The sequence below is a fragment of the Nitrosococcus watsonii C-113 genome (genome assembly GCF_000143085.1).
Classification (GTDB): Bacteria; Pseudomonadota; Gammaproteobacteria; order Nitrosococcales; family Nitrosococcaceae; genus Nitrosococcus; species Nitrosococcus watsonii.
In genome coordinates this window covers 1,637,257-1,657,045 of record NC_014315.1, presented here as the reverse complement: position 1 = coordinate 1,657,045, position 19,789 = coordinate 1,637,257, and the positions used below count along the sequence as shown (strand labels likewise).

Here is a 19,789-nt window from a genome sequence, read left to right as displayed (position 1 = left end):
TTCCAAAGTTACTTCTCTAGTATAGTTAGTACCTGCCCTCAAAGTTCCTAGTTTACCCAAATTCCTGGCGCTGCATGTGCTCAAGCTGGGCGACGGCGTGAATAATGGCTCTGCGGAGCGGTATCTCCGCATAAGGGTGGGTGAGTTGGTTGTATTTTTGGATAATGCTCTCCCAGGTCATAGGGCGGCTATGAAAGCCCACATAATCTTGCTTTTCTTTCACCAGTTCCCGCCCATTATGGAGGGTGACCGTGCGGCCGGTGGAGTCCTTAACCCGGCGCTTTCCACGGGAAATGCCGCGCCGACTCACGGTCACCTTTACGGCGCTTAGATTATCGCTCGGATGGCAGGTTTCCCCGGCGGCCAGATAGCTATCATTGTAGTCGAGATAACGGATTAAGGACCCATTATAAAAAGCGGCCCGAGCGGGCGCGGCCCGTTCCTTGGTGGCCATTAAAGTACACAATCCTGACCCTCCAACTTCATATAGATAGAAGCGAAGCATCTGTATAGGCTCGCCTTCCAAGGCGCCAATTCCGCAGGTTAGGGAATCTAATACGCGAATTTTGAGCTGTTGGCGGGCGGCTTCCGAGAGGTCTTGGTAAGAAGCCCGGCTAGTGAACTCAGCCAGTTGCTCGACCTGCGTCATCAATGTAACTCCTGGTATAGGGTTATGTTTGATAACTCGATGCGGTGTGGCATAGTGGGTTGCTATGGGATAGCGTTATTTTAACTTTACTAATAAAAAGGATAGAAAATACTGCACTAGATTGCCAGCAATGGTAGCGTAAAAATCAAATTTATCTGCTGGCAGAGAATAGAGTTTGGCGTATGAGGTATGTTGCTGGAAGAGATTTGTCCATTAGAAGCTACCAACGGGGGGCAATGGGCACATCTTCTAGCGGTTGCTTCTGCGGCCTTTTGATGATTCGGAATTTAAGCAGGATATTACCCTATGGCTTACCAACCTATCGAAAATTATGGAATGATTGGCGATCTGCGGACAGCGGCGCTGGTGGGGATTAATGGCTCCATTGATTGGCTCTGTATTCCCCATTTTGATTCTCCCAGCGTCTTTGCGGCGCTGCTTGATGATAAGAAGGGTGGTCGGTTTCAGATTGCGTCGATAGATAATGGGGCTAAGTGCAAACAGTTTTACTGGCCTGAAACCAATGTCCTGGTGACTCGTTTTCTGGCTCCGGAGGGGGCCATTGAAGTGACTGATTTTATGCCAGTCAGCAAGGCTGCCCCCGGTGAACCCCATTTTCATCAGTTGGTTCGCCGTGTCACCGCGGTTCGGGGCCGCAGCCGGTTGCGATTAACGTGCCATCCCGCCTTTAATTTTGCCCGTGATGAGCATACTACGGTCCTGGTGGACAATGGCGCTGAATTTTATTCAAAAGACTTAAATTTGGCCTTGTCAGCGAGAGTTCCGCTGCAACGAGATGGGGAAGGAGTCGAAGCGGAATTTACGTTAAACCAGGGTGAAACGGCTGTTTTTATTTTGCATCAAATTACCAGCCAATCCCGTTGCGCTCCTTGCCTCTCGGTAACCGAGACAGAAGCCAGTTTTCGGCGGACGGTGCTCTATTGGAGACGGTGGCTAGGTAAATGTACCTATCAAGGGCGCTGGCGTGAAATGGTGCATCGTTCTGCTTTGGCGCTTAAGCTTTTAACCTTTGAGCCTAGCGGAGCTATTGTGGCGGCTCCTACCTGTAGTTTGCCCGAGGATTTAGGGGGAGTGCGCAACTGGGATTATCGCTATACCTGGATCAGAGACTCGGCCTTTACCGTCTATGCCCTGTTAAGAATCGGGTTTACCGAGGAGGCGGAGTGTTTTATGCAATTCATCGAGAGTCTCTGCCCCGGCCCCGCAGTATCCGTGGAGCGCCCCTTGCAGATTATGTACCGGGTGGACGGGAGTTCTGAGATTCCCGAGGAGATCCTGGATCATCTGGAAGGTTATTGCGGCTCCCGGCCAGTACGGGTTGGGAATGCCGCTTATCGTCAACTCCAATTAGATATCTATGGGGAATTGATGGATGCGGTCTATTTGCATAATAAATATGGCGCGCCGATTTCCAATGATTTGTGGGTTCGCTTGCGGCGATTGGTTGATTGGGTTTGCGAGAATTGGCAACAGCCGGATGCCGGGATTTGGGAAGTTCGTGGGGGACATAAGCATTTTGTCTACTCCAAGCTCATGTGCTGGGTGGCCATCGATCGGGCGCTGCGCCTCGCCCAGCAACGCTCCTTTCCGGCCGATCAGGATCGTTGGTTAAAGGTGCGTAATCAGATTTATCTAGAGATTATGGACAAAGGCTGGTGCCCTGAACGGCAAGCCTTTGTCCAGCATTACCAAAACAAGGCGTTGGATGCGGCCAATCTGACCCTGCCTTTAATGCTGTTTCTCTCTCCTACCGATCCCCGGATGCTAAAGACACTGGACGCCATCCTTAAACCCCCTGAGGTAGGGGGACTGGTGTCCAATAGCTTGGTCTTTCGCTATAACCTCAACGAAACCGAGGATGGGTTGGAGGGGGATGAAGGGACCTTCAATATCTGCACTTTTTGGCTGGTAGAAGCCCTCACCCGCGCCGGGCGTCATCATCCACCCCGGCTTGAGGAAGCCCGGTTGATATTCGAGCGTATGCTGGGTTACGCCAATCACCTTGGCTTATATGCTGAAGAAACGGGTTATAGCGGCGAAGCCCTTGGCAATTTTCCCCAGGCATTTACCCATTTGGCGTTGATCACGGCGGCCTTTAATTTGGATCAGGCGTTGGATTCTCAGCGTTAGATGGGACGCTCCGATTTGAAAAGTTTGAAGAGGATTCCCTGCTTGGTTTGGGCACCCCAGAGAAATGATATTATTAGACTTTCTTGGGCGTGAAAGCGATTTTAGAAAGGAAAAATCAGGCAATTTTATGTGGTTCGAAAAAATCATTGAGGGACTGACGGGCCCCCAACTCATCAATGACTCTAAAACCCCTTCAGGTAGGGTGCATGTGGGTTCCTTACGGGGTGTTTTAATTCATGATGCTATTTATCGTGCATTACGGGATAAGGGGGTGGAAGCCATCTACCAGTATGGTATTGATGACTACGATCCCTTGGACGGTCTCCCCGCCGATGCAGCCTCTTCCTTGCAGGCATATATGGGGTATCCCCTTTGTAACATACCGGCCCCTGCTGGTTCTAAGGCCACGGATTTGGCGGATCACTATATCTCCGAGTTTTTGAATATTTTTCCGGAGCTTGGGGTTGAGGCTCAAGTATATAGAATGCGGGATATTTATCGCTCGGGACGATTTAATCAAGCTATTGACGCCATTTTAAAAAAGTCTGATGTGGTTCGTAAGATCTACGCGGAAGTCAGCCACGCGGCCCGGCCCGAGGATTGGTATCCATTCCAAGTAATCTGCGAGCATTGTGGCAAGATTGGTACTACGGCGGTAACAGCTTACGATGGCAAGGAAGTGACTTACCATTGTAAAACTGATTTGGTGAGCTGGGCTCAGGGATGCGGGCACCAGGGAAAAGTCTCTCCCTTTGATGGCCGTGGTAAGTTGCCGTGGAAGCTGGAATGGACGGCAAAATGGCATACCTTTGGCATTACCATAGAGGGTGCCGGTAAGGATCACTGCACCAAAGGCGGTTCCCGTGATGTGGCCGCCCGTTGCCTGAAGGAAATCTTTGGCGACTCGCCGCCGTTGAACGTGCCCTATGAGTTCTTCCTGGTCAGTGGGGCTAAAATGAGCTCTTCCAAGGGGGTGGGTATGGCGGCTAGGGAGATAGCCCATTTTCTTCCGCCCGAGATACTGAGATTTCTGATAGTGCGGACCCCGCCTAAAAGAACGGTCAATTTTTCCACGGACTTTGAGTATATCGTCAGGTTGTTTAATGAACATGACCGGCTGGTCCAGAAGGCGCGACGGGAACAGGCTCCTTCTGAGAAAAAAATGTTGCGGATGATTGAAGTCGATCCGGCTTCCACCGCTTACCATCCAATCGGATTTCAATTGCTGATTGCCTTGCTGCAACTGCCCCATATCGACGTGGAATATGAAATTCAAAAAAGGACCGAAGAGGGGCTGACTGGACAAGATAAAGAGAATCTAAAAAAACGATTATCAGCGGCGGCCTATTGGCTCGATAACTATGCCTCGGAGGAAGATCGCATAGAGCTTCAGGCGAATCTACCTGCCGCGGCCGCTGAATTGAGTCATTCCCAACGGGCTTTCTTGCATCTTTTGGGGGAAAATTTTCCCAAAGACTCACCAGGAGAGGAAGCTTACCAAAAGCTTATTTTTGATACCGCCCGCTTAACACCCCTTGACCAGAAAAGCGCTTTTACGGCTATTTACCGAGTCTTACTTGATCAGCCGCAGGGACCCAAGGGCGGTGCGTTATTTGTGTATCTTGACAGGGAATTCTTAGTGCAGCGATTCCTGGAGGTTAATTTTTCCCGGGATGCTTTTTGGCGCGAAAGTGGAATATCGGTAAAAGAATGCGAGGATTGGTTGAGCAAACATAGGGGGCAAACTCTGAGTGCAAAAGCTGACTATAAGGTAAACGCCTTAATCTCCGCGAAGGATGCACCAGATATGCTAGGAGAGATAAAGGGGAAGGGGGTCATTGAACTCCAGGTGATGTTAGCGGATAAAAAAACCTATAGGCTGCGCGTACTACTTAGGGATTTTGAGGGCGAGGAGAGCGTATTAGACTCAGCCGTCGCCTCCCTTGAAGCTCAAGGAAAAGAGTTCCTGGATGGAATGAACCGGCTTTTCGGGATTAGCATAGGGACTGCTATAAAGCCCGTGGTATATAGAGAATATGAGGTTGGAGCATGATGATTTCCTCAATAACAAGGGGAAAGGTAAGGATTACCTGCTATTTGTTAGCGAGTATTTGAGTGCAAGAAAGCTGCTGCTCCATTGATAAAATAGTGCTTACTATTATCTTTTTTGTTCTTGGCGGATGCGCGAGCCAATTCCCCCCCCTGGTCCAACAGCCCCTATTGGGAAGTCCTAGTCTAAGCGCGGTGCGAGAGGATATCGCTTATTATCAAGGCAGCTATGTGCGGTGGGGCGGCACAATTGCGGGTATTCAGAATAAAAAAGAGCATACCATAATAGAGATTATTGCCCGGCCATTGGAGAGCGACAGCCGGCCAAGGGAAATACATGTTGAGTTGGGGCGATTTCTGGCTTGGGTGGACGGTTTTCTGGACCCAGAGATTTACCGGCCAGGGCGGGATATGACCGTCTATGGTTCCATAGAAAAGTTAATAAAAAAAGGGGAAGAAAAGCCTTTGCTTCCCCTGTTACAAGTAAAAAAATATCATCTTTGGAAGCCTAGAAATTATCCTCCTGCCTATTATCCTTATCCCTATTGGAAACCTAGAGGCTACTATTAGCTAACTCAAGTTTGTACCCAGAAGACTATAAGTAAGCTAGGATAAATTTTTGTGGATGGGACTGTCTGAAAAAGGAAAAAAGAAAGGACATGGCTTACTATCTGAAAGAATTCTTGCAACAAAGAATAGCCGCTGCGGCGCTGGGCTGGGGCCTGCTTTCAGCTGTTGCCTATGCCGAATTACCCGTTGTCGACTTACCCGTGGAGGAAGCTATCTTAACCGATGCTCCACTGGTGCCGCCTCCTATCATTCGCAGCACGCCGGCGAAAGTGGTGGTGCGCCTGGAAACGGTGGAGACAGTCAAGCGTCTGGCCGATGGAGTGGAATATACTTTCTGGACCTTCGGCGGATCGGTGCCGGGAAAGTTTATACGCATCCGTGAGGGTGATGAGGTCGAGTTTTATTTGAGCAATCACCCTACTAGCAGGATGCCCCATAACATTGACCTACATGCTGTGACCGGCCCTGGTGGCGGGGCTACCTCGTCTCTGACAGCGCCGGGCCATACCTCACAGTTTAGCTTCAAGGCCCTCAATCCCGGTCTCTATGTATATCATTGCGCCACGGCGCCTGTTGGCATGCATATCGCCAATGGGATGTATGGTCTTATCTTCGTGGAACCAGCCCAAAGTATAGCCAAGGTAGACCGGGAATATTACGTGATGCAGGGTGAATTCTATACCAAAGGGCGTTATGGCGAGGTGGGGCTTCAGCCCTTTGACATGGAGAAGGCGATCCACGAGGAAGCCGAATACGTGGTCTTTAATGGAGCCGTCGGTTCCACAACGGGCGACAACGCGATTACCGCTAAATCCGGCGAGACTGTCCGTTTGTACATCGGCAACGGTGGCCCAAATTTGATCTCCTCATTTCATGTGATCGGCGAGATTTTCGACAAAGTCTATCTAGAAGGGGGCGAGATGCTGAATCACAATGTGCAGACAACGCTTATCCCCGCAGGCGGCTCAGCGATTGTGGAGTTCAAGGTGCAAGTACCAGGTACTTTGATCAGGTATGCGCAGCTTGTCATCAGCCCTCCGGGGAAGGCATCCCCTACGTTTTTCCGCCAGTGGCCAAATCTGATTTTATGGTGGCGGATAAAGACCGCGCTATCCGCACGTTGATCAATGGCCTACAGGGTAAAATCACGGTTAATGGCGTGCCCTACGATGGAGCTATGCCAGCGCTTAAGCTAAGTAATGAGGAGGTCGCCAATGTCCTATCTTACGTGCTCAACTCGTTTGGTAATCAGGCCGGCTATGTCCGGCCTGAAGACGTTGGGCGAGTGCGCGCCCCAACTATTCAATGATAGCTGCGTGAAGCCGACAGGCTACGTTGGCTGCTCGTCTCCTGCCAGGCGCATTGGTATACTCAACCAACCCTGGTGGCGTTTGGATTAACTCCTTCGGGAAGGTCTGCCATTTCAGTCTACAACAGTAGGGTTTGTCTACCGATCATTTTCGGTGGCGGGCGGGCCTATCTCCTTTTGTTTTTGGAGCTGTTCCTCAACTCGGCGCAACGCGGTATTCAAGGCGAAATCGTTGGGAAAGATATTCAAAGCGCGTTTATAATAGACAGCGGCTAAATCTAGATCCCCTTGATCTTCAGCCTTCAGGCCCCAGCGAACATAGTAGTCACGGATACGCTGAAGCCCTTTTGCGGCTGCGGGGTAATTCGGCGCCATTTTTAAAATGGCAGTATAGGATTCGTAAGCATTATTACCTTCTGGGGTGGTAAGTTTGAAAGCAGTCTCTTGCTGTTTGGCCTGGTCCAGCAGTAGGGTAATTTGTTGTGCTTGGGAGGGTTGCTGTGAGTATTTTCTGGGTTCATCTTCAGGAATTATTGCCCTATTCTGATCTTGCTGCGATTCTTTCTGGGCTGAAATCACAGTAGCTTCCGTTCCCGGATTTGGGGAAATCTCGTCAGAACTTTTCTCTGATGCAAGTTCAGGGTTGGAAGGCATCCCACTGTGACTAGCAGAAGCGGTTTCCTGGGTAGCTGGAGTGCTATTTTTTTCCGTGGTGGTAGAGGGAGGTACCTCGCCAGCAATCATTTTGCCTTTTCCAGGAAAGTCTTCACTTTTTTCCTCGGTAGATCTTATTTTATTAGCGGTGCTTTTAGTGTCTTCGGTGGGTTCTATGATTGAAAGAAGAGAACTTTCTCCAGGGATTAATGCTGATAGATAAGCCCCACCGATTAGACCTATTATTAGCGCTATGAAGATACCTAAGGCCATAATAATCCGTGGTTTCTTTTCCCCTGCTTGGGACCTTTCTAGAGGGGTAGGGGAGTTATCATGGGGGACAGTGTTGGTAAGCTGGGGTGTTGGCTCTGATGGGGGACGCGTATCTAAAGAAGAAGACTTTTCGGAGTTGGATTGCTTTTCTGAAGCTGAAGAATCATTTCCTGGCGGAGAAATAATGGGAAGGATCTCTTTATTCTCTTTTTGATCAGTTTCAAACACCGGTTCTAAGGGGAGTTGAGGCTGTCCGGCTGTCGGTAAAAAGGCCGCTTCTGTGCCTTTAGCCAGAGATAAATCGCTAGAGACATTACTGTTTCCTAGAGTGAGCCATAGACCTTGGGCGACTTCGTCGACTATTTCCGAAGAGATAAATTTTTTATCAGTGAGGCTAGCTTCCAGGAGCGCAGCGCCGCAGAGTCGGTTGATGAGTTGGGGAATGCCGTGGGAAAACTTTACCAAGGAAGTTATTGCTTCTGGGCTAAAGGGGTTTTCACCTACATAACCGGCCTGACGAAGGCGAAAATCGACATAGGGACCAACTTGATCCGCAAGCAAGGGAAGAAGAGAGTATACTTTTGAAGTATTTTTATGTTCTATCAATAAGCTTTGGTAATTAGCAGTGTTGTTTCGACTTGCTAGTACGATAAAAAAAGATGGCGTTTCTGCTGCTGCCGGTTTCGTCAATTTAGAAAGCACGTCTACTGCTTCCTGGGAAATACTATCCGCCTCATCCACAAGAATGACGGCCCGTTTGCCTATTTGAGAGATATTTTCCTCAAAAGAATCTAGAGCTGAGAGTCTTGCGGCAACGGATTCATCTTTGACGATGATATTAAATTTGCTCTGTATCAGGGCGAGAAGTTCTTCAAAACCCAGTTTAGGGTTTTGGATAAAGATAACCGGATAGTTTTTCCCTAGTTGCTCCATAAAACGAGTTAGCAGAAGCGTTTTGCCGACGCCAGGAGGACCGGAAACCACCGCGATGCGGAGTGGACTTATGAGGCCTTCGAGTAGGCATTTGCTTACCGCTTTGTGGAAAGGCGCTGGGAAAAAATAGTGTGGATCCGGCACTAGCCGAAATGGATGGCCCGTAAGCCCAAAATAGTCTGTATACATATTTGGATAGATAAAGGTAGTATCATCAAAAATTATAGGCTGTTTAATTTGCTCCATTGGAAGCGTATCATGGTAATACCAGGTGATATAAATAAAGTGGATGCGAATGGGGGACCTTTACCGGGGTTTTTTGGGGAGTAGAACGCGGCCAAGAATATTTTTGTTTTTCGTTACAGCGGCGAGCGCCGGAGCCTACCTGCCTGTGCGCGCCGACGCGCACAGGCAGGCAAAACTTGTGGGAGTGTGGGTCAAAACCCTAAGGACCGTGGCTTAGCTATCATCTGAGAACTACCGGGAAATGCGAATGGCGGCAAGGCGAGCGCGGCTGTCGAGAACAGCCAAGCGAGACTTAGGCGGAAACTCTAAATTATCGTGCATTCATTAACTTCGCGAAGATGATAATTTAGAAGATTTGAGGCCATGTTTTTGAATACGGTAACGTAAAGTTTCCCGCGTGGTTCCCAGCGCACGGGCAGTTGCGGCGATGTTATAATCATTGCGTCTAAGTACGGTTTCGATAATGTAACGATCCATCTCTTCAAGAACCATGCTGCCATCTAAGGGGAGAAAAATCTGATCAGGACTCGCTGTGTGCGAGGCACTAGCTAGAGAATTAGCTTGCCCTGGCAATTGGAGCCATTGCTCGGGGAAAACAGCGTCTTCGGAAAACAGCACGCACCGTTCCACCACATTGCGCAATTCACGCACATTACCGGGCCAATCATGAGCATGAAGCCGAGTCCACACTCTCTCTGGAATGACTTTGACCTGTCTGCCTGCTTCAGCATTAAATGCGGCTACAAACAGAGGCACAAGTTCCTCTAAATCCTCTTTAATTTCCCGCAGTGCTGGCAAATTGAGGCGAAAGACGCTAAGGCGATGGTAGAGATCGCTACGAAAATCCCCATGCTTGGCCATTTCTTCTAAATCACGATTGCTGGCCGCCAAGATTTGTACATCAATGGGAATCTCCTTGCTGCCACCGAGGCGGCGTACCCATCGATCTTCGATGGTTTTGAGCAACTTGGCCTGCAAATCCAGAGGCATTTCGCCAATTTCATCCAGAAATAAGGTACCTCCATTCGCTTGCTCAATTAGGCCAGGGTGGCGGGCTTTAGCCCCCGTAAAAGCTCCCGCTTCATGTCCGAAAAGTTCCGATTCCAGTAATTCTCGAGGCAGCGCGGCGCAATTGAGTTCTACCATCGGATGTTGGGCTCGTTCTCCTCCATAATGCAAGATTCGGGCCGCCAAGCCTTTTCCGGTTCCTGTTTCACCGCCAATGATAAGGGCGCTAAAGGGAACTTCAGTCAGTTTAGCGAGTAATTTACGCACTTCTTGGGCGGATTGGCTACGGCCTACAAAGGCTTGGGGGGAGTATTGGCGATGATGTTGTTGGACTTGATAAAATAAGCGCCGCTGCGCGCGGGCACTGCGGGCAGCACTAGCTATTACTAAATCTAGGTGCTCTAGTTCACAGGGTTTTTCGAGAAAATCATAAGCGCCAAGCCGCAGTGCCCGCACTGAGTCAGGGACGCTGCCATAGCCTGTGAGAAGAAGCCATTCAGCATGGGGATGTTGCCCTTGGACAGCCTCTATCAGGTCCAGGGCGTTACCATCCGGCAGGCTCATATCCGAAAGAACGAGAAGCGGATCAAAGTGTTGCTCCAAAAGAATGGAGCGTGCTTGCGATAAAGTTGTGGCCCACTCTACCTCCCACCCTCCACTTTGATAATGGCGTGAGAGTTCAGTGCCTAAAAGTATTTCGTCCTCGATAATTAGTAGCGTGGCACGCATGCTGCAGCTCTCCCTGATAGGGCAAGATAAGGGTAACGCAAGCGCCATGGGGCTGTTTATTGGCGATCTGAACATGGCCGCCCACTTCCTGGGCAAACCCTTGTACCATGGTCAGTCCCAACCCAGTTCCCCGCTGGCTGCCGCTGACAAAAGGGCGGATACCGCCGTCAAGCATTTCTTGGGAAAACCCCGGTCCTTCATCACTGACTCTTAGATAGAGCGTCTCGCCCTTCTGATAGGCATCTACTTGCACTTTACCGGGTGTTTCTCCCATGGCTTGAGCGGCATTGAGTACTAGATTGAGCAGTGCCTGGCGGAAGTTTCCTTCTGGTAGTTGGCAGCTTAAAGTTTCCGGGATTTTGCTTTCCAGCTGTAGGTGAGCGGGTATTTGATAACGGGTCAGCGCTAATAATTCTTGAACAACGCTGGCGATATGTAATTTAACAGCGGGTTGAGGGGTATGTTTGGCCTGATCGAGGAGATTATTTAAAAGCCGGGTTAGCCGCTTTAGCTCAGCACCTATAAGGTCAAGGCGTTGAGCTTGATCCGGATTGCTGATTTCTTTCCGCAGGTTACTACAACTCATTAGAATACCCGCCAGAGGATTACGGAGTTCATGGGCAATACTGGCAGCCAGTTCCCCCACCGCTGCAAGCCTCTCTGCTCGAGCCAGACTCCGTTGTTGTTCCAGTAACGCTTGGGCAGCAGTCCGGATTTCTGCTTCCAAGGATTGGGCACGGAGGCGGTTTTCTTTTTCTAATTCTCGCAGCCGAAGTACCATCTCATTGTAGCTGGTAAATACGGGCAGTAGCAGAGGATGTAAACGATGGGTAGAAATAGGTGTAAAATCCCCTTTGGCGAGCCTGGATAATAACTGGGAAAGATCTCCTAAGGGACCCAGAATACGGCGACGCAGCACCCATCCTCCTAGCAATAAAATAGCGGTTAAAGTGCCAACAGCCAGCCCTAACTCGGTGCGGGTGTCTTGAATAACTTCCGTAAGTATTTGTTCATCATTATTAATTTCTGCATTTAATACCCCTTTCATCCCGTTTAAAGCTGGAAATAACATGACCGGCTGGATTTGCTTCTGATCCTTAATAAGTCCAACGAGGAGAGAATGGAGTTGGCGCAATTTTTCTGGGGTTTCTTTATCCGAGTAGTAGTTCGCCATGGTAAGATTTTTTACTTCTCCCCCTATGTGCTTGAGTTTATTCAAACCCACTTCTCCAGTTGCCCCAGAAAGCTGTTTGAGCAAAACCTGTTGCATATTAAGGCTAACTTGTTGAAGACGATAGGAATAGCTTATATAAGCGCGTACTGTTTCCAAGCGTTGCAAATTACGCCAAATCATTCCTCCGAGAAGGATTAAAGTCAGAAACAATAACCCGAGTAAAATTAGACCTCGTAGTTGAGCGGTTCGGTAAATTAAACGTTTCACGTTCAGCGCCATATATAGGTTATGGAATTAAAGGAGAAATGGTGTTGATAGTGGGTTTCCTTTATTGGCTTTGTTCCTTCTATTTTTATGGAAGTCTACCGTTCGTCAGTCGTTGATCCCGCCCCCACCTGAAATAGGTCGGGGCGGGGGTGTGCGTTTTGATGATTCTGTTCTTAGAATTTATAATTAATGTCAAATTGGACATTATGGGTGAAGAGATCATTGCCGCCTGGGTTCTTAAGATATTGACCCAGGTAGCCCAGCATCAACCCTACCTCTTGGGTTAACTGATAGGATAATCCGCCAAAGGCCCGATTTTCGCTAAACCCTTCTGGACCAAATTTGTTTTCATTTAAATAGGCGAGTACCTCATCTCCTACGTATACAGACAGGTCTTTGACGTTAGGGATGGGATGTTTCAGCATGGCAAGCTGGCGTATGCGAATACCCACTTCTCCGCTGTTTTGTCCAGAAATGGCGACCCGCTCTTCCAAACGGGTTCGAGTCATGGCGGTGAAATTACCAAATACCTTATCGCTCCATAGATAGTCTTGATAAGGACGACTTTCCTGAAGATGGGCTCCGTTCAGCGGTTTTATCCAATCATGAGTATAGCCTAGCCAAATGCTAGAGTGCTCCGTTAAATTGTAACCGCCCTGTATCCAAACGAGGTTTTCGGAAAAGCGGGGTGAAAATCCATTATCGCCAGGATAACGGCTAGGGTTAAGATCCTTATCGTCCCGGGTCCGAGCCTGATCGATAACTATCCATCGGAAATCTTTGCCTTCAGGAGAGATAAAGCCAAAGTCACCCTGGAGAGTCACCGAAGTCCAACTGCCGAAGATATTATCGGTATCCGCTAGGGCTGGCATGATTGTAAGGAACGAAATAAGAACAAAAACAAGCTGGGTTTTCAGTATTTTTATTTTCACTAAGTAATTCTCCTTAATAGAAAGAAGGTCAACTTTTTTCTCTTCACGCTAAAAAGGGGAGGCTAGTAGCTTAGGCTTAAGCCTCCCCCTAGCGTTCATGCTAGCAGTCTAGCGCCGATAGCGGGTTGATTGAGGATGTTTCGAGTAGGCCTTGAGTTTTTCAAGCCCCACAACCTCAATGGATCCCCCGGTCTCCTGGTAGAGTTTAGCGTGGTGCTGGAGCGCCGTTTGCGTGGTGAAATCCACTACTTTAGCATCAGAAAAGTCAACAATGATTTTCTTCCCCTTTGGTAGTTGATTGAGCCGGCGTTTAAAGGAGAGAAAATTGGTGAAGGTCGCGCCTTTTTTTACTTTGATTTGGTATTCGCCTTCACCCTCACCTTCGCCTTCGACACTTTCATCTCTATGGTCGATAGTTAAATCCGCTTTGAAAAGGGTGGAAGTTGGCGCTCTCATTACCACGGCTTGGTAAATGAATTTGAAAATGATGCCCGCAAAAACGCCCACAAGCAGGTTAGTGAAAATGCAAACAAGCAAAGTGAGTATGAAATAGAGAAACTGATCCCGACCAATTTTAAAGATACCAGCAAATTCGCTAGGAGCAGCCAGCTTATATCCCACGAAGACCATCATTGCGGAGAGCGAGGCGACTGGGATCATTTGCATGACTGGAGACAATGCAAAAACAAAAATCAGGATAAAGGTGCCATGGAAGAAATTGGCCCAGCCTGTTCTTGCCCCCATCAGGACGTTGGCTTTGCTACGAACAATTTCAGCGATCATAGGCAAGCCGCCGAGAATGCCGGAAACGGCGCTCCCTATACCCACTGCGCGGATGTCCTTGCCGATATCCGAGTGCCGATGATAGGGGTCGAGTTGATCCACCGCTTTGGCGCTAAGACCGGATTCAATGGCTGTGATAAGGGCGATGGTGAGAGCAGCGTACCAAAAAGCCCAGGTTAGGATTTTACCGAAGTCCGGGGTAATTGGGCCGATCCAGGCAATGGCATCCAAGGGGTTGCTCGGTAAGGCTAGCAGCAGCTCTTTTCCTTCTGGACGGTTGAGCTGTTGCTGCAATGTTTCCAGATCAAAGAGCGCGCCTGCGGGGATGGCAAATATCAGCACCCATACCGGGCTTGGGATTAATTGCACCCATTTGATCTTGATCAAGGGGTGGAGGGCCATGATGAGCAAGGAAACAAATCCTATAATGGCCACGGGGGGCAGCATATCGGTAAAACCTTGAGGAATGGCAGCTATTGTGCCAACCACGTTGGAGCCTAGAATTGGATGGACTTCAGGAATGACCCCCACCATTGGGAAAAACATTTTGGCCATGATAACCACCCCAATGTAGGTTAACATGCCATGAATCACCGAACTGGGGGAGACATCCACAAGTTTTCCTGCCCCGGCGGCGCCAATAATAAAAACCATGATGCCGGCTACAAAGACCGCGGCGATAGCATAAAGGTAGCCAGCGTGAATATCCCCTTGGCCGAGGCTTTGGATAGCTGCCAGATTGGCTACAATTAGCCCGGCTGCTGGCCCATTAATGGTGACATAAGAGCCACTGATGCGGGAAACGAGCATGCCGCCTACAATAGCTGCGATGAGGCCGGCAAAGGCTGGAAAGCCAGAAGCTAAGGCGATTCCCAGACTCAAGGGCAAGGCAATGAGAGAAATACTTAGCCCCGCCCTTAAATCGGCAGCAAAATTTTCCTTCAAGCCGGCAAAGCCTTTTTTGGGAGCCCCAAGGGTGTCAGCGTGCTGTGCCATTTTCTTATGATCCCTCGTCTTTTTTTAAGGTGTTTGTTTAAGTAATACTTAGCATGGGTGTGGACTGCTTTTTATGCCCTTGCTGTCTTTGCTCCCTGGATAAAAACGTAATGGAAAAAGCCAGTACCAGGGTCTGTAAAAGCAAATTGTTATCCTAGTGCTACGAAAACCTCTACCCTTAATGCGATTTCTGTGCCATCTACACGAGAGAGGAGATAACCTATTAAATACTTAAAAGAAATAAGGTGATAAAACCGGATTACTAATAGCTATAAAGTTATAAAATTAGTTTATTTAAACCATTTAAGCGGTGGATTTAAACCATTTAATCAGAAACGCCTACCTAAAGGGATGGGCTAGCTTGCTGGGTTGTACAATGGCGTCAAACTTCTCGGCTGATAGCACTTTTAACTCTAAGCAGGCTTGTTTAAGGGACATGTCTTTTTCTAGGGCGTAATGGGCGACTTTGGCTGCTTGGTCATAGCCGAGCTCTGGCGTTAAAGCCGTCACTAACATAAGAGATTGTTCCACGTAGTGGGCAATCCGGCTTCGGTTTGCTTGGAGCCCTTCTACCAAGAAGCAGGTAAAGTTATGGCAACTGTCCGCTAGCAGCGTGACCGAATGGAGCAGGTTGAAGACCAGCATGGGTTTAAACACATTAAGTTCAAAATTACCCTGGGAGCCAGCGATCCCGATGGCGGTGTCATTACCCATGACTTGCGCGGCAACCATGGTCATGGCTTCGCACTGGGTGGGGTTGACTTTTCCAGGCATGATGGAAGAACCAGGCTCGTTGGCCGGTAATAGCAGCTCGCCCAATCCACAGCGAGGCCCTGACCCCAACCAGCGGATATCATTGGCGATTTTCATGAGGGAGCAGGCTAGTACCCGCAGAGTTCCGCTGGCCATTACCATGCCATCGTGGGCCGCTAGGGCAGCAAACTTATTAGCTGCGGGAATAAAAGGAAGTCCAGTAAATTTATTGAGATAAGCGCTCACCCGTTCAGAAAATTGAGGCGGCGCATTAAGGCCGGTGCCTACCGCGGTTCCACCGATAGCTAGTTCGTAGAGTCCAGGTAGGGCAGTTTCGATTCGCTTGCAGCCGTCATCGAGCTGAGCTACGTAGCCGGAGAACTCTTGCCCCAGCGTTAAGGGAACGGCATCTTGTAGGTGGGTGCGCCCAATTTTAACGATTTCTTTAAATTCCTCCGCTTTTATGTGAAGGGCATCGCGCAGCTTTTGCACCTCAGGAAGTAACCGGGTTTGAATGGCTTTGGCCGAGGCAATATGCATTGCCGAAGGAAAAGTGTCATTGGAGGATTGGGATAAGTTAACGTGATCGTTGGGATGGATAGGATCCTTGCTGCCCTTAACTCCGCCAGCAAGTTCAATGGCCCGGTTAGCGATAACTTCATTGATATTCATGTTGGCTTGGGTACCGCTTCCCGTCATCCAAACCCGCAGTGGAAAATGATCGTTGAGCTTGCCGTCCGCAACTTCCGTGGCGGCTTGGGCGATGAGTTGAGCCTTTTCTTCCGGCAGTTTACCTAGCTCCGAATTGGCGAGGGCAGCAGCCTTTTTAAGGTGCCCAAAGGCTTCTATGACTTCCTGAGGGATAAGATCTTGGCCAATGGAAAAATAGATTAGCGAGCGCTGGGTTTGAGCGCCCCAGTAGCGATCGGCGGGTACCTCGATTTCGCCCATGCTATCGGTTTCAATACGTTGGTTGGGTTGGGTTGTGTTCATGGGATGCTCCTTGAGGATTGTCCTATGTTCTCTAGTTGGTAAAAAATATAAGGGGCTACCGTTAAAAAGGGGTAATGAGTGTCATGTTAGAACAATGGGTGCTGTTATTAGTAGAACAGCTTACGGGGGTTAGTATATGCCGGGAAAAGGAAGAATGAAGGAGTTATGAATCATCATCGTATTAAAGTACTTCAGCCACTTTTACGTAAAAAGCGAATAGGTTTCGCAATGAGTCTTAGTTTTGGTTTAACAAGCTGTTTGTCGCCTGTCGCTATGCACCGGGCAGTTATGGAGTATGACCAAACGGTGAGCAGACTCGAAGCGGAGCTTTTGCTTTTAAACATTGCCAGAGCCCGCCACCATCTAGCATCTCATTTTACAAGCGTTACTAATGTGGCTGCTACTTTTGATTTCCGTTCCAATGCTGGGATTGGAACGCAGTTTTTTTCAAACCCCACCGCGCTCGCCGAGCAAGCTAATTTATATACCCTCAGTCTCGGTACGAGTATTGCGGAGAATCCCACCGTATCCCACCCAAACATTAGCAATAGTGGAGTCTTTGGAGCGCCCACCCAATGGGGCATTCACTATTAAATTCCAGAATTACTGGTATTCTATTTTAGGAATAGTAGAGAAGGGTGAGCAGGCAAGGAATTGGGATTTAGAGGCTTTTCGCATTCTATCTCAGCTTTATCAGATGACCGTAACGGATCTTACCAAGATGTCAACGCTTCCGATTACCATAGCAAAATAAAAGAAATGACGGGCTTTTTACGCCGTATTTTATAATTGAACCTTAATAATAAGTAATAAGCTGTTATCTAGCTTGATGGGTTTCTCTGGATTCAGGAATCATAATGCCTAAAACCTCAAAAAGGGAGCCGTCCCGGTGTACCGACGAAAATTGGCCGGGACGGGAGCGCTGCCTTGCTTGTCCCATCTATAAACTTGTTAAATCCCAAACCGACCCGGAGATGATCGCCTGGTTGGCACAGGTATTGTCACCTATTGAAATTTGTCGATTTGATGCTGGAGAGACTGCTTGTAGGGCGGGTGATAAAGGACAGCATATTTTTTCGGTCCGTGCGGGAATATTTAAAGCTGTACGCTATAGCCAAGGGGGAGAGTATCGAATCGTGCAACTTTTTAGGAATGGGGAGAGTTTTGGTCTTGAGTTGCTAACCAACCCCCATTTCGATCATTCAGTGGTTGCTATAGAGCCCGCTGAGGTATGCCAGATTCCATTATCCGTGATTAGAACAGTAGAGGAGAAAGTACCCGACCTCTGCACACCCCTGATGGAAGAATGGCATGATCAACTTCGTCAGGCGGAGACGTGGATTGTGCAATTTTCAACAGGTACTGTTCGTAGCCGACTAGCGCGATTGGTTATTTATCTTTCGGTGTGGAATTCGGGAGAGGAAATCAATACAGCGCGACTATTGCCTGGACGGGAATTGGCGGCTGTCCTAGGCGTTACTCCGGAAAGTATCAGCCGGGTGATGGCCCAATGGAAGCGTCAGAACCTCCTCCAGCGGCTGCCAGAAATAGGTGCGGAAACCTATCGATTTGATAAAACGCAATTGCGGCGGCTAGCTGAAGCTTCCTTGTAATATACTTAAATTCTTGGATTTTTTATTTAACATATATATTATATCTCTGCCATATAGCAAACCCACCTAATCTATCACGATTCATGAATTGATAACGATCAATGTTAAGCTGCTACCAGCCTGATAGCATGTTCTTTTTACTGAAGGAAATGCTAGCTGATCATGCAGTCGGAAAAACCAGCAGTATTTATGGTAGGAATCAACAAAAGCCTGTATAACAAACTAGTTAATCCAGTTTATTCCACAGGGCTAGCGATAGAAAAATTTGAGTCGGCTAAATCCTTTTTAGATAGCAATTGCTGGAAAAAACTGGGGTGTGTGCTATTAGAATTTTCTCTTCAGGGAATAAATGGATTGGCTCTACAACGGCGGTTGCAAGCACTGGGTTCCAGGATACCCATAATTCTGATGGTGGAGGCAGGCGAAATTACTTATGCGGTACAGGCCCTTAAGCAGGGGGCTATCGATGTTTTGGAAAAACCAGCTAAAGAGCAAATAATATTGAATACTATTTATAAAGCAGCGAACCAGGCGCTTGCTCTTTGGAGACAGCAAAAACAAGTTGAAACCGCGCACAGGTGCTTAACAAGCTTAACACTCCGAGAGAAGCAGATTCTTGATTTAGTGCTTGAGGGGAGGCTTAATAAGGTGATTGCCTTTGATCTTGAGATCAGCATGAAGACGGTGGAAGCTCACCGTCATAGCATAATGCAAAAACTCAAGGTAAAAAACTTACCTGAACTCATAGACTTAGTAAGGATGGCTGATCGTAGGGGGGTTTACTACTATCTCCAGTCTCCTGGAGCAGCTACTCTAGCAACCTAAACTTCTCGGCATATCAGGATACTTATTCCCCTCTGCTTAACAATAACATAGATTGCAGAGGGGAAGGGGACTAAAAGAAGGTGCCCTCAAGGGGAGAAGAGGCGCTAGCATAGCGTTTCCGAGGGATACGCCCGGCTAGGTAGGCGCTACGGCCCGCCTCCACGGCTTTTTTCATTGCCGAAGCCATCAAAATAGGATTTTGAGCCCCGGCAATAGCGGTATTCATGAGTACTCCATCGCAGCCTAGCTCCATGGCTGCCGCCGCATCGGAAGCAGTGCCAACGCCCGCATCCACTAGGATAGGCACGGTGGCGTTTTGGACAATTTCAAGGATATTATAGGGATTTCGAATGCCTAGCCCGGAGCCAATGGGTGCCGCTAGGGGCATGACCGCAACACAGCCCATCTCTTCCAGGCGTTTAGCGGCAATGGGATCGTCGTTGGTATAGACCATCACTTGAAAGTCTTCCTTGATAAGCACTTCAGTGGCTTGATAGGTTTCTACCAGATCGGGGAATAGGGTTTTTTCATCTCCTAGGACTTCCAGCTTTACCAAGTTGTGGCCATCTAGCAGTTCTCGGGCCAAGCGGCAGGTGCGTACCGCTTCTTTGGCATTGTAGCAGCCGGCGGTATTGGGCAAAAGTGTATAACGATCTGGCGGTATAACATCGAGTAGGTTAGGTTCTCCCGGATTTTGCCCAATATTACTTCGGCGAATAGCAATGGTGACGATCTTCGCACCGCTAGCCTGGATAGCGTTCTGAGTTTCTTCCAGATCCCGGTATTTACCCGTGCCTACCAGGAGTCGGGAATGGTAGGTTTTGCCCGCAACCATTAAGGGAGTATCCAATGCGCTCATTATCTCTTCCATTTTAGCATTTT

At 48.6% G+C, this 19,789-nt stretch carries 16 protein-coding genes; 8 read left to right on the top strand and 8 right to left on the bottom strand.

Annotated elements, in window-relative coordinates; genetic code table 11:
* Positions 1-52: 52 nt before the first annotated feature.
* The gene (locus NWAT_RS17345; RefSeq protein ID WP_013220507.1) at positions 53-649 is read right to left on the bottom strand and encodes an MmgE/PrpD family protein; all 597 of its coding nucleotides are present in this window, start codon (positions 647-649) and stop codon (positions 53-55) included.
* Between the two features lie 306 nt (positions 650-955).
* On the opposite strand from NWAT_RS17345, the gene NWAT_RS07460 reads away from it, so the two are divergent.
* The 5 genes from NWAT_RS07460 (at position 956) to NWAT_RS17010 (ending at position 6,728) form a co-directional block, all read left to right on the top strand.
* Positions 956-2,800: a glycoside hydrolase family 15 protein gene (locus tag NWAT_RS07460; protein ID WP_013220506.1), complete on the top strand. Its 1,845-nt coding sequence runs from the start codon at positions 956-958 to the stop codon at positions 2,798-2,800.
* Positions 2,801-2,927: 127 nt separating this feature from the next.
* Complete coding sequence (gene lysS / locus NWAT_RS07455; protein ID WP_041350934.1) at positions 2,928-4,853, top strand: lysine--tRNA ligase; 1,926 nt, start codon at positions 2,928-2,930, stop codon at positions 4,851-4,853.
* A gap of 62 nt (positions 4,854-4,915) precedes the next feature.
* Positions 4,916-5,419, top strand: coding sequence for a Slp family lipoprotein (locus tag NWAT_RS07450; protein WP_013220504.1), 504 nt, complete (start codon positions 4,916-4,918; stop codon positions 5,417-5,419).
* Between the two features lie 89 nt (positions 5,420-5,508).
* On the top strand, positions 5,509-6,543 hold the full coding sequence (gene nirK, locus NWAT_RS07445) for a copper-containing nitrite reductase (protein ID WP_198342186.1): 1,035 nt from the start codon (positions 5,509-5,511) through the stop codon (positions 6,541-6,543).
* Entirely contained in the window at positions 6,468-6,728 is a 261-nt protein-coding gene (locus NWAT_RS17010) for a c-type cytochrome (protein ID WP_232420253.1), read from the top strand. The genes nirK and NWAT_RS17010 overlap by 76 nt, the downstream gene beginning before the upstream one ends.
* A gap of 138 nt (positions 6,729-6,866) precedes the next feature.
* Here NWAT_RS17010 and NWAT_RS07440 read toward each other — a convergent pair whose 3' ends face one another.
* From NWAT_RS07440 to fumC, 6 genes are all read right to left on the bottom strand, one after another.
* The gene (locus NWAT_RS07440) at positions 6,867-8,834 is read right to left on the bottom strand and encodes an AAA family ATPase (RefSeq protein ID WP_232420239.1); all 1,968 of its coding nucleotides are present in this window, start codon (positions 8,832-8,834) and stop codon (positions 6,867-6,869) included.
* Between the two features lie 324 nt (positions 8,835-9,158).
* On the bottom strand, positions 9,159-10,571 hold the full coding sequence (locus NWAT_RS07435) for a sigma-54-dependent transcriptional regulator (protein ID WP_013220502.1): 1,413 nt from the start codon (positions 10,569-10,571) through the stop codon (positions 9,159-9,161).
* On the bottom strand, positions 10,522-12,012 hold the full coding sequence (locus NWAT_RS07430) for a sensor histidine kinase (RefSeq protein WP_041350573.1): 1,491 nt from the start codon (positions 12,010-12,012) through the stop codon (positions 10,522-10,524). Before NWAT_RS07430 ends, NWAT_RS07435 begins: the two co-directional genes overlap by 50 nt.
* A gap of 173 nt (positions 12,013-12,185) precedes the next feature.
* Positions 12,186-12,944 carry a DUF2490 domain-containing protein gene (locus NWAT_RS07425; RefSeq protein WP_013220500.1) on the bottom strand — a complete coding sequence of 253 codons (759 nt, stop codon included), beginning with the start codon at positions 12,942-12,944 and terminating at the stop codon, positions 12,186-12,188.
* Between the two features lie 108 nt (positions 12,945-13,052).
* The gene (locus NWAT_RS07420) at positions 13,053-14,723 is read right to left on the bottom strand and encodes a SulP family inorganic anion transporter (RefSeq protein ID WP_013220499.1); all 1,671 of its coding nucleotides are present in this window, start codon (positions 14,721-14,723) and stop codon (positions 13,053-13,055) included.
* A 339-nt stretch (positions 14,724-15,062) separates the two neighbouring features.
* A complete protein-coding gene (gene fumC / locus NWAT_RS07415; RefSeq protein WP_013220498.1) occupies positions 15,063-16,469 on the bottom strand; it encodes a class II fumarate hydratase in 1,407 nt (468 codons plus the stop codon).
* 228 nt (positions 16,470-16,697) lie between these two features.
* Here fumC and NWAT_RS07410 point away from each other — a divergent pair, with 228 nt between their 5' ends.
* The 3 genes from NWAT_RS07410 to NWAT_RS07400 all read left to right on the top strand — a co-directional run bounded on the left by NWAT_RS07410 (position 16,698) and on the right by NWAT_RS07400 (position 18,907).
* Positions 16,698-17,063 (top strand): hypothetical protein, encoded by a 366-nt coding sequence (locus tag NWAT_RS07410; RefSeq protein WP_157679836.1) that lies wholly within the window; start codon positions 16,698-16,700, stop codon positions 17,061-17,063.
* Between the two features lie 263 nt (positions 17,064-17,326).
* Positions 17,327-18,082 carry a Crp/Fnr family transcriptional regulator gene (locus NWAT_RS07405; RefSeq protein WP_013220496.1) on the top strand — a complete coding sequence of 252 codons (756 nt, stop codon included), beginning with the start codon at positions 17,327-17,329 and terminating at the stop codon, positions 18,080-18,082.
* A gap of 162 nt (positions 18,083-18,244) precedes the next feature.
* Positions 18,245-18,907 carry a response regulator transcription factor gene (locus tag NWAT_RS07400; RefSeq protein WP_013220495.1) on the top strand — a complete coding sequence of 221 codons (663 nt, stop codon included), beginning with the start codon at positions 18,245-18,247 and terminating at the stop codon, positions 18,905-18,907.
* A 70-nt stretch (positions 18,908-18,977) separates the two neighbouring features.
* Here NWAT_RS07400 and NWAT_RS07395 read toward each other — a convergent pair whose 3' ends face one another.
* Positions 18,978-19,766: a thiazole synthase gene (locus NWAT_RS07395; RefSeq protein WP_232420252.1), complete on the bottom strand. Its 789-nt coding sequence runs from the start codon at positions 19,764-19,766 to the stop codon at positions 18,978-18,980.
* Positions 19,767-19,789: the final 23 nt, after the last annotated feature.